The sequence below is a fragment of the Pseudomonas sp. 37 R 15 genome (genome assembly GCF_900004865.1).
Taxonomy (GTDB): Bacteria; Pseudomonadota; Gammaproteobacteria; order Pseudomonadales; family Pseudomonadaceae; genus Aquipseudomonas; species Aquipseudomonas fluorescens_AM.
Map to the genome: position 1 here is coordinate 72,063 of NZ_CVTV01000054.1, position 15,484 is coordinate 87,546.

Consider the following 15,484-nt stretch of genomic DNA (forward strand, 5'->3'; position numbering starts at 1 on the left):
AACGCCAACAAGGCCAACTGCTCAGCCACTACCACTACGACGACCAAAACCGCCTGCACGCCCACGCCGTCACCCAACAGCAAAACCACCTCTACCAACGCCAATACGACTACGACAAAGCCGGCAACCTCACCCGCCTGCTCGACACCCGCAAAGGCGAACACCGTTACCGCTACGATCCGCTCCAGCGCCTGACCCGCGCCGATCACTCGCAGGATGTGCAGGAGCGTTTCGCCCACAACCCCGCCGGTAACTTGCTTATGCAAGACAGGCCGGGCCCGGACATCGTGGCGGGTAATCGGCTGGTGATTCAAGGCGATCACCATTACGACTACGACGCCTTCGGCAACCTGATCCGTGAGCGACGAGGCAAGGGCCATTCACTCGTCACCGAGTACCGCTATGACTGCCAGCACCGGCTGATCGAAGTAACCCAACCCAACGGCCAGACCGCCAGCTATCGCTATGACCCGTTTGGTCGCCGCATCAGCAAAACCCTCGAAGAGAAAACCACAGAGTTCTTCTGGCAAGGCGACAAGCTGATCGCCGAACACCACGCCGATCACCATCGCAGCTACCTCTACGAACCGGACAGCTTCCGCCCACTGGCACTGTTGGAAGGCTTCGGGCCAGAAGAAACCAACCCCTACTACTACCAACTCGACCACCTCGGCACACCGCAGGAACTCACCACGCCCGACGGTGAAATCGTCTGGTCCGCGCACCACCGCGCCTACGGCGAAATCAGCCGCCTCGATGTCGGCAAAATCGACAACCCGCTACGTTTCCAAGGCCAGTACTACGACCAGGAAAGTGGCCTGCACTACAACCGGCATCGCTACTACCACCCGAATATCGGTCGTTACCTGACGCCGGACCCGGTAAAGCTGGCGGGTGGAGCCAATGCATACCAGTACGCACCGAATCCTACAGGGTGGGTTGATCCGCTGGGGCTTAGTAAGTGTCCTGGTGAATGCGTGCCCGTTAAAGGTGTCGAAGATCCGGTACTCAATGCGAAAGCCGAAGAAAACCAACCAACGCTGCCCTCACTTAAAGATGTCGAATGGACAGCCCATGGTTATAAGCACAGCCCTTCAAAGAAAATGCCTTGGAAAGACATTTTGGCAACCACAAAATCCGGGCCGGCCAAGTACAAGCCGGGCATAGACATTGAAAACTTAGAACGAGAAGCCTATAAAAATGGCAGAACGACCACCAATGGCAAACCGTGGAAAGTGATGGAGTACCCTGAAAGCATCGGCGCCAGCGATGGCGTACCCAGTCGTTGGATACGCATTGAATTGAGTGCAGGAACAATCCATGGCCATCCTATCTCAGAGCAAGAATTTCGGAGACTAACCAAATGATCTCGTTAGACTTCCTAAAAGGCAAAATCACTTACGATGAGCTATCTATGTTGCAGGATTGCGCGATTGAGCATCAAGCTCACCATCTGAAAGAGGACATGCTGCAGGTGGAATATCCAGACGGTTTCCTCATAGATGTGGGTTGGTATCCTTCGTTCGACGCAAATGGCCACTTTCAAATCAGGGTTGTCAGGGACTACGAGTGGGACCTGCCAGCGTTAACACTGACTGCGCAATCAATTGACGCACTAAAAGAAGTACTGGTTCTCGCACAAGGTTCGATTAATACAGGACGTCAAAAAGAAGCCACTTCATTGATCGCCTGATAACACATTCAATTGATTGCCTTTCTGCACGCCTCTACCTGTGACGAGAACGCTCGCTCGCCACAGGCAGATTAATTCAGCGCCCTTAAATCCCCGCCAACGCCAAATCCATCGCAAAATACGTAAATATCAAATCCGCCCCCGCCCGCTTGATCGAGCCCAGGGTCTCGCGCACTACGCGATCCTCGTCAATCGCTCCGGCCTGTGCGCCAAACTTGATCATCGCGTACTCGCCGCTCACTTGATACGCCGCCACCGGCAGGCGCGATGCCTCGCGGATGTCGCGGATAATGTCGAGGTAGGCGCCGGCCGGTTTGACCATCAGCGCATCGGCGCCTTCCTGCTCGTCGAGCAGCGATTCGCGTACGGCCTCGCGGCGGTTCATCGGGTTCATCTGGTAGCTTTTGCGGTCGCCCTTGAGGGCGCTGCCGCCGGCTTCGCGGAACGGGCCGTAGAGGGCCGAGGCGAATTTGGTGGAGTAGGCCATGATCGGGATGTGGGTGAAACCGGCATCGTCCAGGGCGCGGCGGATGGCCTGGACCTGGCCATCCATTGCCGCCGAAGGCGCGATGACGTCCGCACCGGCGCGGGCGGCGGCCACGGCTTGTTTGCCGAGGTTGACCAGGGTCGCGTCATTGTCGACGTGGGCGCCATGCATCACGCCGCAATGGCCGTGATCGGTGTACTCGCAGAAGCAGGTGTCGGACATCACAATCATTTCCGGCACGGCGTCCTTGATGATCGATGACATGCGCGAGACCAGGCCGCGCTCTTTCCAGGTGTCGCTGCCGCTGGCGTCCAGATGATGGGAAACGCCAAAGGTCATCACCGACTTGATGCCGGCACGGGCATAGCGCTCGATCTCGCCGGCCAGCTTTTTCTCAGGGATGCGCAACACGCCCGGCATGCTGGTGATCGGCACGAAGTCGTCGATTTCTTCTTCGACGAAAATCGGCAGCACCAGGTCGTTGAGCGTGAATTCGCTTTCCTGGAACAGGCCACGCAGCTCCGGAGAGCGGCGCAGGCGACGGGGGCGGGCTTGGGGGAACTGGCTGGTCATGGCTTTCCTGAAAAAGTGGCTGAAATCTTTGGGGCCAAAGCTTATGCCCCAAGCCCCGGCGGCACAAATGCCGAGGGGCCAACAGTGTATTGCGCGCCGCGTAACAATTGCATTGATCTAGAGCTGTAAATGCCCTTCGATGCAGACGGCTACGGCGCCGCCAACCCAGATTTCACTGCCCTGGCGCTCGATGCGAATGCGCCCCGCTCGTCCGATGGCGGTGCCCTGGCTGACCACGTAGCGCTCCGGCGCCAGGCCCTCGCTGAGCAACCATTGGGCAAGCCCGGCGTTCAAGCTGCCGGTGGCCGGGTCTTCCTGAGCACCGTCGCCGGCGATGAAGGCGCGCACCTCAAACTGTGCGTCTTCCCCAGTGCCGGGCGCGATGACGCCGACCGCCAAGCCGAGCAACTGCGAGTAGTCAGGCTGCAGCGCCAGTACAGCCTGGCGATCAGCCAGCATCACCGCCAGCCAACCCGCGCCGTTATCCACCCACTGGCTGCGCACAATAGCGCCGGGCGCCAGGCCCAGCCCAACACGCACACGCTCCAGCAGCGGCGCCTCGACAACGCCAGAACGCAACAGCGGTGGCGCGATGAACGCCAGTTCGTCGCCTTCGCGTCGAATGCGCACCAAACCGATTTCGCACTCCTGAATGATCTCTTGCCCACGCGCAATACCGCCTGCCTGCAACCACGCGTGGCAACTGCCCAAGGTCGGATGCCCGGCAAACGGCAGTTCCTGCATAGTTGTGAAAATTCTTACCCGGTAATCGGCTCGCGGGTCACGGGGCGTCAGCAAAAACGTGGTTTCGCTGAGGTTCGTCCACTTGGCGAAGTCGGCCATCTGTTGGTCCGTCAGGCTGTCGGCCCCGAGCACCACGGCAAGTGGGTTGCCTTTGAGCGGCACACGGCTGAAGACATCCAGTTGTTTGAAATCGAAAGTCGGCATGCTCAGCTCGGAATATTCAGGCCACGGATCACCGCTGGGCGTGCGACAAAGCCGTCCAACGCGCGCAGTACGTTAGGAAAATCGGCAATGCCCACCAGGTCGCCGGATTCGTAGAAGCCGATCAGGTTGCGAATCCAGGGGAAGGTGGCGATGTCAGCGATGCTGTAATCGTCACCCATGATCCAGGTGCGGCCCAACAGGCGTTTTTCCAGCACGTGGAGCAAGCGCCGCGATTCGGCGGCATAACGGTCGCGCGGGCGCTTGTCTTCATAGGCCTTGCCGGCGAACTTGTTGAAGAACCCCAACTGGCCGAACATCGGGCCGATCCCGCCCATCTGGAACATCAGCCACTGAAGGGTTTCGTAGCGGGTGGCCGGATCTTCAGCGAGCAGCTGGCTGCTCTTCTCCGCCAGGTAAATCAGGATCGCGCCGGACTCGAACAACGCCAGCGGCTGCCCGCTGGGGCCATTGGGGTCAATGATTGCGGGGATCTTGTTATTGGGATTGAGCGACATGAACTCGGCGGACAACTGGTCCTGGGTATCAAAGCTGACCTTGTGCGCCTCATAAGGCAGCCCGAGCTCTTCGAGCATGATCGAGACCTTGACGCCATTGGGCGTAGGCAACGAATACAGCTGCAGGCGCTCCGGGTGCTGCGCGGGCCATTTGCTGTTGATCGGGAAAGCGGCGAGTGCGTTCATCGAGGAAATTCCTGAGCGGAAAACCCCCATGATAGTCATCTGCTCGGCGTCGTGCATGCGTCATCATCGAGCAATATTGCCTGGCTAAAATCCCCGTGGGCGAACCAAAATGCCCGAATGCACTCTTAACTGCGCTTATCCGGTGAATGGAGGCACCTGGCTATACCGACATGGAACAACCTCAGACGCGCACCGCGCCAATGGGCCGGGCCTGTCAGCCTTAAACCGACGCAAGAAGACTCGAACCTAAATGAAGATCAAGCCTCTGCGCCTTGTGCAACACATCAAACGTTATTCATACATCATGTTACCGCTGCTGCTGGTCACCGCCGGTATTGTCACGGCACTGGATGCCCGTGAAAGCCGCGCGCAACCGGTGGACGGCGTGCAAACCCTGGTATTTCTGCGCCACGGCGAAAAACCTGCCGGAGGCCTGGGCCAACTCAATTGTCAGGGCCTGAACCGTGCGATGAACCTGGCCAGTGTATTGCCGGAAAAATTCGGCAAGGCCGATTTCGTGTTTGCCGCCAACCCGACGCGCAATGTCGAGGAAGGTGAGCTGGACAACTCCTACAGCTACATTCGCCCGCTGATGACCATCAGCCCCAGCGCAATCAAGCTGGGCCTGCCGGTCAACATCAAGTTCTCGGCAAACGACACCAGTGCCCTGGCCGACGAACTGGTCGAAGACAAGTACCACAACGCCACGATCTACACCGCCTGGTCCCACGGTTACCTGCCGGAGTTGATCAACAAAGTCGCCAGTGAAGCGGCTGGCGAAAAGCACACCATCACCGACGACTGGTCCGGCAGCGACTATGACTCGCTGTACGTGCTGACCCTCACCTGGCACAACGGCAAGGCCTCGCTGCTCAGTCGCAACTACAAGCAGGGGCTCGATAATGGTGAGCAAACCTGCCCCAACCCGACCCAGGTCAGCGCAGATACCTGAAGGTTGAGCGTCAGACGCGTATGATGCTGCGCTATTGACTCATCGGCGGAACATCTCCATGTCCAACCTCTCTTCTGCCCAGCCCAACCGGGGCTGGTCGTTCTGGTGCAAACCTGCGCTGTTTCTCCTGGTGGCCTGCATCGGCCTCTACTACGTGAAATGGTCACCCTACTACCTCAAGGCCTTTGTCGCGGCTGACAACCACAGCATCGGCGCCTCGATTCTCAATGACCAGCAAAGCTCGCCCCTCGCGGCGGCGCTGGCCTATGCCCAGGTGTATTTTCTGGCGATCTGGAAAGCCGCCGTGCTGGCGGTCATCCTGGGTTCCCTGCTGCAAGTGCTGATCCCGCGCGACTGGCTGCTGCGCCTGTTCGGCCGCGCCGGCCTGGGATCGACCCTGCGCGGCGGGCTGTTCGCCTTGCCGGGGATGATGTGCAGTTGCTGCGCGGCGCCAGTGGCGGCAGGCATGCGCCGTCAGCAGGTGTCGGTGGGCGCGGCCCTGGCGTTCTGGATTGCCAACCCGGTGCTGAACCCGGCCACGCTGGTGTTCATGGGCTTTGTGCTGGGTTGGGGCTTTACCGCGTTGCGCCTGGTGGCGGGGATTGTGCTGGTGGTGGGTGTGTCATTGATAGCGCAACGTATTGCACGCCCGGACCAGGTGCCGGAAGCAGCGCTGGAGGCCGTGGCCGAGGTCAGCACTGCTGAGTCCGAACCCTTCCTGACGCGCTGGTTACGGACGTTGTGGCAGCTGTTCTGGAGCACCATCCCGGTGTATATCCTCGCGGTGCTGATCCTCGGCGCGGCACGGGTCTGGCTGTTCCCCCATGTGGACGGGGCGATGGCCGACAGCCTTGTGTGGCTGGTTCCGCTGGCGATAGTCGGCACGTTATTCGTGATTCCTACGGCGGCCGAGATTCCCATCGTACAAACCATGATGACCCTGGGCATGGGCACCGGCCCGGCCGTCGCCTTGCTGATGACCCTGCCGAGCGTAAGCCTGCCGTCGCTGCTGATGCTGCGCAAGGATTTCGATGCGCGGGTGCTGGTGACGGTGGCCGGGCTGACCATGTTGATGGGAGTGGTGTGCGGGTTGATCGGGGCGGTGATTCTTTAGACGTTGAGTGGGCTGATGACCCTTTCGCGGGCTTGCCCGCGAAGGGGCCTTCGAATCTGCCAATCAACCGCGCCGAGCACCACGCTCACGCAAGTATTCCACCACCGCACCCTGCTCCCCGGCAAACTCGATCCGCGCCCCTTTGTTCTCGCGCTGAAACGCATACATCGGGTCGTAATACTCGCGCAACAAGCCTTCGATCCACACGCGGTGCAGGTCCACTGCCCCGCTGCGTACCTGTTCCGCCAGGGCGTCCTGCAAAATCGCCTGCAGCCGCTGAAAGCGTTCGCCGCCCAGGCGCTTATGGATATTGGCAAGGCTTTGAGTCAGACGTTCGGCAAACAATGCCTGGCCATTTTCACCCAATACCTCAATGAACTCGGCGCACAGGTCGACCACATAATCGCGCAGGATGCGCTCGACGCGACCTTCAACGCTGTCTTCAAGCCACACCATCGGGAACGTCTGCATACCTTTGTGTAACGGCAGCGGCAGCGCGCAGCTGCCGATCATGCGGCTCTCGTCCTCGACCACGAACTGTTCGATGCCCGCCGCGCGTTTTTTGAGCACGTCCACCGCGAGGCGGTTTTCGAAGTCGATATTGGAAGGCTGCGCCGTGGCGCGCTTGCCGAAGCTGGAGCCGCGATGGTTGGCATGGCCTTCCAGGTCCAGGGCGTTGCGTAACTGACCGAGCACTTCGGTCTTGCCGGTGCCGGTCATGCCGCCGAGCAGAACAAAATCACATTGGGCAGTCGCCTGGTCCAGCGTATCCAGTAGGAAAGTACGCATGGCCTTGTAGCCACCACCGACACGCGGGTACTCGATACCCGCTTCGGTCTTCAGCCATTGCTGCACAATCTGCGAGCGCAACCCGCCGCGAAAGCAGTACAGGTAGCCCTGTGGATTGGCCTGGGCGAACTGTGCCCATTGCTCGATACGCTCGGCCTTGACCGTCCCCGACACCAGCTCATGGCCCAGAATAATTGCGGCGTGCTGGCCTTGCTGCTTGTAGCAGGTGCCGACCCGCTGGCGCTCTTCGTCGGTCATCAACGGCAGGTTGACCACGCCGGGGAACGCGCCCTTGGTGAACTCGACCGGCGCGCGGGTATCCATCATCGGCCGGTCGTTGAGGAAGATGTCGCGGTAATCGGTGATATCCGTTGCCATCAAATCACCTCTACCGCGTGTGTCTGTCGCTCAAGCAGTTCGCCAATGGACTCGAGGGCCAGGCCCAGTTCAGCGGCCACCGCGTGGAACTCGGCGTCGCCTTCGGGCGTGACGGCGATCAGCAAGCCACCGCTGGTTTGCGGATCGCACAGCACGCGCTTGTGCAATTCCTGCACACGCCCGACCTTGCTGGCGTAGCTGTCGAAGTTGCGCAAGGTGCCACCGGGTACGCAGCCCTGGTCCAGGTAGTACTCGACGCCTGGCAGGCGTGGGACTTTTGCATATTCGATGCGGGCGGTGAGGCCGCTGCCGTCGGCCATTTCCACCAGATGTCCGAGCAAGCCGAAACCGGTGACATCGGTCATGGCAGTCACCCCGGCCAGCTTGCCGAAGCGGCTACCGGGTTTGTTGAGGGTACACATCCAGTCGCGGGCCAGGCCGATGTCGGCCTCGCGCAACTTGCCCTTCTTTTCGGCGGTAGTGAGGATGCCGATGCCCAAGGGTTTGGTCAGGTACAGCTTGCACCCTGCGGTGGCGGTGTCGTTGCGTTTCATATGGCGCTTTTGCACGATGCCGGTCACGGCCAGGCCGAAGATCGGTTCCGGCGCGTCGATGGAGTGCCCACCCGCCAGGGGGATGCCGGCGGCATCGCATACCGCGCGACCGCCACGAATGACTTCGCGGGCAACTTCCGGAGCCAGCACGTTCACCGGCCAGCCAAGAATGGCGATGGCCATCAACGGGTCGCCGCCCATGGCGTAGATGTCGCTGATGGCGTTGGTGGCAGCGATGCGGCCGAAGTCGAAGGGATCGTCGACAATCGGCATGAAAAAGTCCGTGGTGGATACCACGCCGCGTTCGTCGTCGATGGCGTACACCGCCGCATCATCGCGTGAAGCGTTGCCCACCCAGAGGTTGGGATCGAGGTTTTGTGCGCCACTGCCGGCCAGAATCACCTCCAGCACCTGAGGCGAGATCTTGCAACCGCAACCTGCACCATGGCTGTACTGCGTAAGTCGAATCTGCTCGCTCATGGAAAACCTCTGACTATCGTGTGGGAGAATTCTACCAGATAGCCAAAAGCCAACCGCGCTCCAATGAACACGGCCGGCTTTTCAGATCAAGCGTTACTGCCGGGCAGCGAGCAAACGCGCGTGCCGGTTACGTCGGGCAATGTTCAGGCATTCGATCGCCGCCGAGAACGCCATCGCTGCATACACGTAGCCTTTTGGCACATGGGCGCCGAAGCCTTCGGCGATCAGCGTCATGCCGATCATGATCAGGAAACCCAGGGCCAGCATCACCACGGTCGGGTTGTCGTTGATGAACTTGGCCAAGGGTTCGGCCGCCACCAGCATCACGATCACCGAGGTCACCACGGCAATGATCATGATCGGCAAGTGTTCGGTCATGCCCACTGCCGTGATGATGCTGTCGATGGAGAACACCAGGTCGAGCAGCAGGATCTGCCCGATGGCGGCAGCAAAGCCTATGGCAACCGTATTGCCAACGCTGGTTTTCTCTTCGGGCGCCGGGTCCATGCTGTGGTGGATCTCGGTGGTTGCCTTCCACACCAGGAACAGACCACCGGCGATCAGGATCATGTCCTTCCACGAAAAGGCCTGGCCGAACACTTCGAACACCGGCGCCGTCAGTTGCACGATAAAGGCGATGGTGCTCAGCAGGCCCAGGCGCAATATCAGCGCCATGCTGATGCCAATGCGCCGCGCCTTGGCCCGATGCTGCTCAGGCAGTTTGTTGGTGAGGATCGAGATGAAGATCAGGTTATCGATGCCCAGCACGATTTCCATGACGATCAAGGTGGCCAGCGCGATCCACGCGGTGGGGCTGGCGGCCAGTTGTAAAAGATAATCCATAGGTCAGTCCTGACGTTGTGCTGGGAAATTAGGTTTCTTGGGTGTTCGATTCAGCGTCTTTTTCTGCCTGATCATCCTTTTTCTGCGGACTGATCAGGCCTTGGGTCGCTTCACTCAATGCCTGTTCGGCGGCCTTCTGGGTGTCATCGATGGCTTGCTTGGCCGATTCGGTGGCCTTGCCCAACACCTGCTGCGCGCTTTTCTCGACCTGATCACAACCGCTGATCACCACCAATGAAAGCGCAAGCAGCGACGCCGCGCCCAGGGAATTGAGTTTCATGATGTATTCCTCGTTAGAACCCTTGGGGCCAAATAGTGGCCCCGCGATAGCGAGGCATTCTATGCAGGTGAACAGTTCAGGAAAATTCGTATTTTTCTAACGTATACTTCGTTTTTTACGAAGTGTAGACGGCGATGCTCAATTATCGACAGTTACATTATTTCTGGGTGGTGGCGAAGACGGGCAGCATCGTGCGCGCCTGCGAACAACTGAACCTCACGCCCCAAACCATCAGCGGGCAGATCAGCCTGTTGGAACAGACCTTTGGCATCGACCTGTTTCAGCGGGTGGGGCGCCAGTTGGAGCTGACCGAAGCCGGGCGCCAGGCCCTGCCCTACGCCGAGCAGATGTTCCAGACCGGGAATGAGTTGGAGGCGATGCTGCGCGCGCAACCCAATGAGCAGCAGATTGTGTTTCGCGTCGGGGTGGCGGATGTGGTGCCCAAGTCCATCGTGTACCGCCTGATCGCTCCCACCATGGAGCTGAGCGAACCGCTGCGCATCACGTGCCGTGAAGACAAACTCGAACGGTTATTGGCCGACCTGGCGATCCAGCGCCTGGACCTGGTGATTTCCGACAGCCCGATGCCTACTCACCTGGACATCAAGGGCTACAGCCAGAAGCTGGGGGAATGTGGCATCAGTTTTTTTGCCACCCATGCGTTGGCCGAGCGCCATGGCGGCGCGTTCCCTGAATGTTTGCACGGCGCACCGTTGTTGATCCCCGGCGCGGAGACAGTGGTGCGCAGCCGCTTGCAGCGCTGGTTTGCCGATCAGCAGATCCAACCCAGGATCATCGGCGAGTTCGACGACAGCGCCTTGATGCAGGCATTCGGCCAGTCCGGCAGCGGCATCTTTATCGCCCCCAGCGTGATCGCCGATGAAGTGGTGCGCCAGTACGGCGTGGCACTGATCGGCCAGACCGACGCGGTGACCGAATCCTTCTACGCCATCTCGGTGGAGCGCAAGGTCAAGCACCCCGGCATCGTGGCGATTACCGAAGGCGCCCGACGCGAACTGTTTACCGCCCTGCCCTGAACACACGGTGGGAGCGAGTTGGCAAATCTGACGGTGCCGGTGACGGAATGACGCAGCAAACGGGACTCGTCCTACAGCATGCTAGACTTCGCGCCTGCTTCCTACAGTACTTTCTCCCTGCAATGCTGTGCCCACTAAAAAAACTAGAGACAATCGTTTATGACTGCTGCCCCTTCCCTGCTGCAACGTTTAATGCGCGTCAGCCTGGTCACCCAAATCATCATCGGCCTGATCGCTGGCATTGTGCTGGCCCTGTTGCTGCCAGAGGCCGCCAAGGCCACCGGCTTTATCGGTAAAGTATTCGTCACGGCCCTGAAGGCCGTCGCGCCGATACTAGTGTTCGTACTGGTGATGGCGTCTATTGCCAATCATAAACACGGTCAGGAAACCCATATCCGACCGATCCTGTTCCTGTATTTACTGGGTACCTTTGCCGCTGCCGTGGTCGCAGTGGTTGCCAGCATGATGTTCCCATCTTCCCTGGTCCTGGCTACCCATGACGCCACCGTAAGCGCCCCCGGCGGTATCGGCGAGGTGCTGCAAAGCCTGCTGCTCAGCGTGGTGGATAACCCGGTCAGCGCACTGATGAATGCCAACTTCATTGGCATCCTGGCCTGGGCCATTGGCATGGGCATTGCCATTCGCCATGCAGGCGACACCACCCGCACGGTGCTCGACGACCTGTCCAACGGCGTAACGCTGATCGTACGCGTAGTGATCCGCTTCGCCCCGCTGGGGATCTTCGGCCTGGTCGCCTCGACCCTGGCCACCTCCGGCTTCGGCGCCCTGCTCGGCTATGCCCATCTGCTGGTGGTACTGATCGGCTGCATGCTGTTCGTGGCGCTGGTGATCAACCCGGCCATCGTTTTCTGGAAACTGCGCCGTAACCCTTACCCGCTGGTGTTGCTGTGCCTGCGCGAAAGCGGTATCACCGCGTTCTTCACTCGCAGCTCGGCGGCCAATATTCCGGTGAACCTGGCGTTGAGCAAACGCCTGGGCCTGCATGAAGACACGTATTCGGTGTCGATCCCACTCGGCGCCACGATCAACATGGCCGGTGCGGCAATCACGATCACTGTACTGACCCTGGCGGCCGTGCATACCCTGGGCATCGCCGTAGACCTGCCCACCGCCGTGCTGCTCAGTGTGGTCGCGGCCATCTGTGCCTGTGGAGCATCGGGGGTGGCCGGCGGCTCGCTGCTGCTGATTCCGCTGGCGTGCAGCCTGTTCGGCATTCCGAGTGAAATTGCCATGCAGGTGGTGGCTGTCGGCTTCATCATCGGCGTGTTGCAGGACTCGGCGGAAACCGCGCTCAACTCGTCCACCGATGTGTTGTTCACCGCAGCGGCGTGTTTGGACAAGGATGCACAGCCGGCTTAGACACCGGCAATAAAAAAGCCCGGGACCGTTCGTTGAAGAACGCTCCCGGGCTTTTTTGTGGGTGCTTAGAAAGCGCCCATGTAATCACGCTTGCCCACTTCGACGCCGTTGTGACGCAACAACGCGTAAGCGGTGGTGACGTGGAAGAAGAACTGCGGCAGGCCGTAGGTCAGCAGATAGGACTGGCCGCTGAAGCGCTTCTCTTTCGGGGTGCCCGGGCGAGTGACGATCTCGATGCCTTCCTTGCCGTCGATTTGCTCAGGCTTGATGGTGTCGACGAAGGCCAGCACTTTGGCGATCAACGCTTGCAGGTCGGCGAAGGTGACTTCGCTGTCTTCGTACTTGGGCACTTCAATCTCGGCCAGGCGTGCGCTGACACCTTTGGCGAAGTCCACGGCGATCTGTACCTGACGCACCAGTTGGAACATGTCCGGGAACAGACGCGCCTGCAGCAAGGCGTTCGGCTCGATGTTTTTGGCGCTGGCGTGGGCTTCGGCTTTGTTCAGCACATCGCTCAGGGCGTTGAGCATTTGCTTGAAGACTGGGATGGAAGCGGCATACAGGGAAATAGTCATGTCAGTCTCACGGTAATGGCAGGGTTGGAACCAGCGGCGATTATAGCCATGCCTGCCGCTTGTCTTTTATTTTTTCCGGCTTAGGCTAGGGGATTCACTGCATAGGGAACGCGCGATGACCGCCGAGCACGACACCGACACCCCTGAGCCGCGCCTGAACAGCACGGAAATCCGCGTCCTGGGCTGCCTGATCGAGAAACAGGCAACCAACCCGGAGACCTACCCCCTGACCCTTAACGCCCTGGTGCTGGCCTGTAACCAGAAGACCAGCCGCGAACCGGTGACCAACCTCAGCCAGGGCCAGGTTGGCCAAAGCTTGCGCGTGCTCGAAGGCCAGGGTTTTACCCGGCTGGTCATGGGCAGCCGCGCCGACCGCTGGGAACACCGCGTCGACAAAGCGCTTGAACTGGTACCGGCGCAGGTGATCCTGATCGGGCTGCTGTTCCTGCGCGGGCCGCAGACGGTCAACGAGTTGCTGACGCGCAGCGGGCGCATGCATGACTTTGAAGACGCCGAGCAAGTGGTGCATCAACTGGAACGTCTGATTGGCCGCGGTTTGGCGGTGTTGGTGCCACGCCAGGCGGGGCAGCGCGAGGATCGGTATACCCATGCGCTGGGCGACCCGGCGGATATCGAAGCGATTATTGCGGCGCGCGCAAATCCGGTGGAGCGTGGCGGCGGGGCGGTCTCCTTGGAGCGCATTGAAGAGCTGGAAGCGCGGATTGCGGCGCTGGAAGAACGCCTGACACAGTTGGAACAGGCCTGACGAGATTCAACCCTGCGCGAATGCCAGTCAATTAAGCGTACACCACCGTCTGTAGGAGCGAGCTTGCTCGCGAAAAACGTCAACGATAACGCGTGTTTTCTGAATGAACGCGGTGCCAGTGAGTTTTTCGCGAGCAAGCTCGCTCCTACAGGGCGTCAGCTCCGGGCGAAGGCCACCGCCGCCTCGAACTGCTCCTGCGTAGGACGCACGCCGGTATACAGCACAAACTGCTCCAGCGCCTGGATCGCAATCACTTCAAGCCCGGTAATCACCCGCTTGTTCTTGGCACGCGCACGCACGATCAAGGGCGTTTCAGCGGGGATCGCGACGACATCGAACACCGTCTCGGCGTTATCCACCGCATCGGCCGCAAATGCCAGCTGATTCGCTTCCGCCCCGCCGGTCATGCCAATCGGCGTCACATTAACCAGCATCTGCGGACGTAACTCGCCCAGTTCAGCCTGCCATGCATACCCCAGGTTCTGCGCCAGAGCCCTGCCCGCCGCTTCGTTGCGCGCCACGATCACACCATTGGCGTAACCGCCATCACGCAAGGCACTGGCCACGGCCTTGGCCATGCCGCCACTGCCACGCAGGGCGAAGCTCGAACCTTGGGGTACCTGATGCTTTTTCAGCAGTTGCTCAACGGCGATGTAATCGGTGTTGTAGGCCTTGAGACGGCCGTCGGTGTTGACGATGGTGTTCAGCGAATCGATGGCTTGAACCGAATCGTCTAGTTCGTCCACTAAAGCGATGGCAGCTTCCTTGAACGGCATGGACACGCCACAGCCGCGAATACCCAGCGCTCGTATGCCGCCGATCGCGCCAGGCAAGTCCTGGCTGCTGAAGGCCTTATAGTAGAAATTCAGGCCCAACTGCTCATACAGATGGTTGTGGAAACGCAGGCCGAAATTTCCAGGACGCGCCGATAGTGACATGCACAGCCGGGTGTCCTTATTGGGGTGCATCTGCATGGGTAGCTCCTTGAAGTAAGCAAATCGGTACAGACCTTACACAACCTTTACCTATTGGCTGTGCTGTTTTTCAGAAATACGTTGTCTTAAAAGTATCCCCGCGACAATCCTTGAGTCTATTGATTGCAGACCACAAGCGCAGGGGCTAACCGAGGAAAGATCATGATGCGTAAAGTCCCCAGGATTGCTTTGCTTATTGGCGCACTCGCTATGGCAGGCCAAGCTTCCGCTCACGGTGGTGGGTGGGGCGGCCCGGCCGTGTTGGGTGCGCTTGTCGGTGCAGCCGTCGTCGGCTCCGTGGTTGCCAGCCAGCCTCGTGAGGTCTACGTACAGCAACAACCGGTGTACGTGCAGCCGCAGCCGGTGTATGCCGCTCCGCCGCCGGTCTACTACGCACCGCCGCCGCCAGTGTATGTGCAGCAACAGGTTTATTACCGTCCGGCACCCGTCTATTACGGCCCGCCACGGGGCTATGGCTACTATGGCCCGCCCCACGGCTACTATCGCCACGGCTGGTAACCGTCCATCGGTGCACATGCAACAGGCCTCGCCCACACGCGGGGCCTTTTTTTGCCGCAAAGTCTGTATTTATCCTGCCAAGGTCGTTGTGAGGACAATGCTTGAGCGCCGATCCCACATCATCAGGTTGGGATCGCCTCTTGATCGCCCCCTACGAACGCTGTCATGTTTGTGTCACCAAGCCGTTTCAGTATCGATTCTGTCCACTCAATAACAATTAAGGACGATTGACCATGCCCACGCAAAATCCGCACCGCACCGCTGGCCTCTGTACGTCCAGCAAGGTCTACAGCGCCCTGACAGAACTCAAGCACCTGGAAGGCCACCGCAGCGCAAAGTTCCTGGCATTGCTGGCTGAAAGCCTGGTGCGCAAAGGCTTGCTCAGCGAACAGGAAGTGGTGCACATGCTCGATCAGGTGGTGGATTGACGTCTGGCATTGA

Annotated in this window: 18 protein-coding genes; 9 read left to right on the plus strand and 9 right to left on the minus strand. The window is 59.9% G+C overall.

The window, feature by feature from the left end; translation table 11 throughout:
• On the plus strand, positions 1 to 1,367 hold a 1,367-nt coding region (locus BFQ04_RS30095), incomplete at its 5' end, for an RHS repeat domain-containing protein (protein ID WP_256544598.1).
• Complete coding sequence (locus BFQ04_RS20180) at positions 1,364 to 1,693, plus strand: hypothetical protein (protein WP_065884080.1); 330 nt, start codon at positions 1,364 to 1,366, stop codon at positions 1,691 to 1,693. The genes BFQ04_RS30095 and BFQ04_RS20180, both read left to right, overlap by 4 nt.
• Before the next feature lie 85 nt (positions 1,694 to 1,778).
• Here BFQ04_RS20180 and hemB read toward each other — a convergent pair whose 3' ends face one another.
• From hemB to BFQ04_RS20195, 3 genes are all read right to left on the minus strand, one after another.
• Positions 1,779 to 2,753 (minus strand): porphobilinogen synthase, encoded by a 975-nt coding sequence (gene hemB, locus BFQ04_RS20185; protein ID WP_016977356.1) that lies wholly within the window; start codon positions 2,751 to 2,753, stop codon positions 1,779 to 1,781.
• A 117-nt stretch (positions 2,754 to 2,870) separates the two neighbouring features.
• Positions 2,871 to 3,701: a PhzF family phenazine biosynthesis protein gene (locus BFQ04_RS20190; RefSeq protein ID WP_065952271.1), complete on the minus strand. Its 831-nt coding sequence runs from the start codon at positions 3,699 to 3,701 to the stop codon at positions 2,871 to 2,873.
• A 2-nt stretch (positions 3,702 to 3,703) separates the two neighbouring features.
• Positions 3,704 to 4,402, minus strand: a complete 699-nt coding sequence (locus tag BFQ04_RS20195) for a glutathione S-transferase N-terminal domain-containing protein (protein WP_065952272.1) — start codon at positions 4,400 to 4,402, stop codon at positions 3,704 to 3,706.
• A 250-nt stretch (positions 4,403 to 4,652) separates the two neighbouring features.
• Between BFQ04_RS20195 and BFQ04_RS20200 the strand changes: the two genes are divergently transcribed.
• On the plus strand, positions 4,653 to 5,354 hold the full coding sequence (locus BFQ04_RS20200) for a histidine phosphatase family protein (protein WP_065952273.1): 702 nt from the start codon (positions 4,653 to 4,655) through the stop codon (positions 5,352 to 5,354).
• A gap of 58 nt (positions 5,355 to 5,412) precedes the next feature.
• Positions 5,413 to 6,468 carry a permease gene (locus BFQ04_RS20205; protein WP_065952274.1) on the plus strand — a complete coding sequence of 352 codons (1,056 nt, stop codon included), beginning with the start codon at positions 5,413 to 5,415 and terminating at the stop codon, positions 6,466 to 6,468.
• 63 nt (positions 6,469 to 6,531) lie between these two features.
• On the opposite strand, the gene mnmH is transcribed toward BFQ04_RS20205, so the two are convergent.
• The 4 genes from mnmH to BFQ04_RS20225 all read right to left on the minus strand — a co-directional run bounded on the left by mnmH (position 6,532) and on the right by BFQ04_RS20225 (position 9,792).
• Positions 6,532 to 7,635 (minus strand): tRNA 2-selenouridine(34) synthase MnmH, encoded by a 1,104-nt coding sequence (gene mnmH / locus BFQ04_RS20210; RefSeq protein WP_065952275.1) that lies wholly within the window; start codon positions 7,633 to 7,635, stop codon positions 6,532 to 6,534.
• Positions 7,635 to 8,669 (minus strand): selenide, water dikinase SelD, encoded by a 1,035-nt coding sequence (selD, locus tag BFQ04_RS20215; protein ID WP_065952276.1) that lies wholly within the window; start codon positions 8,667 to 8,669, stop codon positions 7,635 to 7,637. Before selD ends, mnmH begins: the two co-directional genes overlap by 1 nt.
• 93 nt (positions 8,670 to 8,762) lie before the next feature.
• On the minus strand, positions 8,763 to 9,512 hold the full coding sequence (locus tag BFQ04_RS20220; RefSeq protein ID WP_065952277.1) for a TerC family protein: 750 nt from the start codon (positions 9,510 to 9,512) through the stop codon (positions 8,763 to 8,765).
• 28 nt (positions 9,513 to 9,540) lie between these two features.
• Entirely contained in the window at positions 9,541 to 9,792 is a 252-nt protein-coding gene (locus BFQ04_RS20225; protein WP_065952278.1) for a hypothetical protein, read from the minus strand.
• A 134-nt stretch (positions 9,793 to 9,926) separates the two neighbouring features.
• On the opposite strand from BFQ04_RS20225, the gene nhaR reads away from it, so the two are divergent.
• Both nhaR and sstT read left to right on the plus strand, forming a co-directional pair.
• Entirely contained in the window at positions 9,927 to 10,829 is a 903-nt protein-coding gene (nhaR, locus tag BFQ04_RS20230; protein WP_065952279.1) for a transcriptional activator NhaR, read from the plus strand.
• A gap of 159 nt (positions 10,830 to 10,988) precedes the next feature.
• Positions 10,989 to 12,209, plus strand: coding sequence for a serine/threonine transporter SstT (gene sstT, locus BFQ04_RS20235; protein WP_065952280.1), 1,221 nt, complete (start codon positions 10,989 to 10,991; stop codon positions 12,207 to 12,209).
• Between the two features lie 65 nt (positions 12,210 to 12,274).
• Here the strand turns inward: sstT and BFQ04_RS20240 are convergent, their stop codons facing one another.
• A complete protein-coding gene (locus BFQ04_RS20240; RefSeq protein WP_057726249.1) occupies positions 12,275 to 12,784 on the minus strand; it encodes a DUF1993 domain-containing protein in 510 nt (169 codons plus the stop codon).
• Positions 12,785 to 12,899: 115 nt separating this feature from the next.
• Between BFQ04_RS20240 and BFQ04_RS20245 the strand changes: the two genes are divergently transcribed.
• Positions 12,900 to 13,550: a YceH family protein gene (locus BFQ04_RS20245; protein ID WP_065952281.1), complete on the plus strand. Its 651-nt coding sequence runs from the start codon at positions 12,900 to 12,902 to the stop codon at positions 13,548 to 13,550.
• A 155-nt stretch (positions 13,551 to 13,705) separates the two neighbouring features.
• Here the strand turns inward: BFQ04_RS20245 and BFQ04_RS20250 are convergent, their stop codons facing one another.
• Positions 13,706 to 14,524, minus strand: a complete 819-nt coding sequence (locus tag BFQ04_RS20250) for a shikimate 5-dehydrogenase (protein WP_065952282.1) — start codon at positions 14,522 to 14,524, stop codon at positions 13,706 to 13,708.
• Between the two features lie 165 nt (positions 14,525 to 14,689).
• Between BFQ04_RS20250 and BFQ04_RS20255 the strand changes: the two genes are divergently transcribed.
• Positions 14,690 to 15,043, plus strand: a complete 354-nt coding sequence (locus BFQ04_RS20255; RefSeq protein WP_065952329.1) for a hypothetical protein — start codon at positions 14,690 to 14,692, stop codon at positions 15,041 to 15,043.
• 233 nt (positions 15,044 to 15,276) lie between these two features.
• Entirely contained in the window at positions 15,277 to 15,471 is a 195-nt protein-coding gene (locus BFQ04_RS20260) for a hypothetical protein (protein ID WP_057726255.1), read from the plus strand.
• The last annotated feature ends 13 nt before the right edge of the window (positions 15,472 to 15,484 follow it).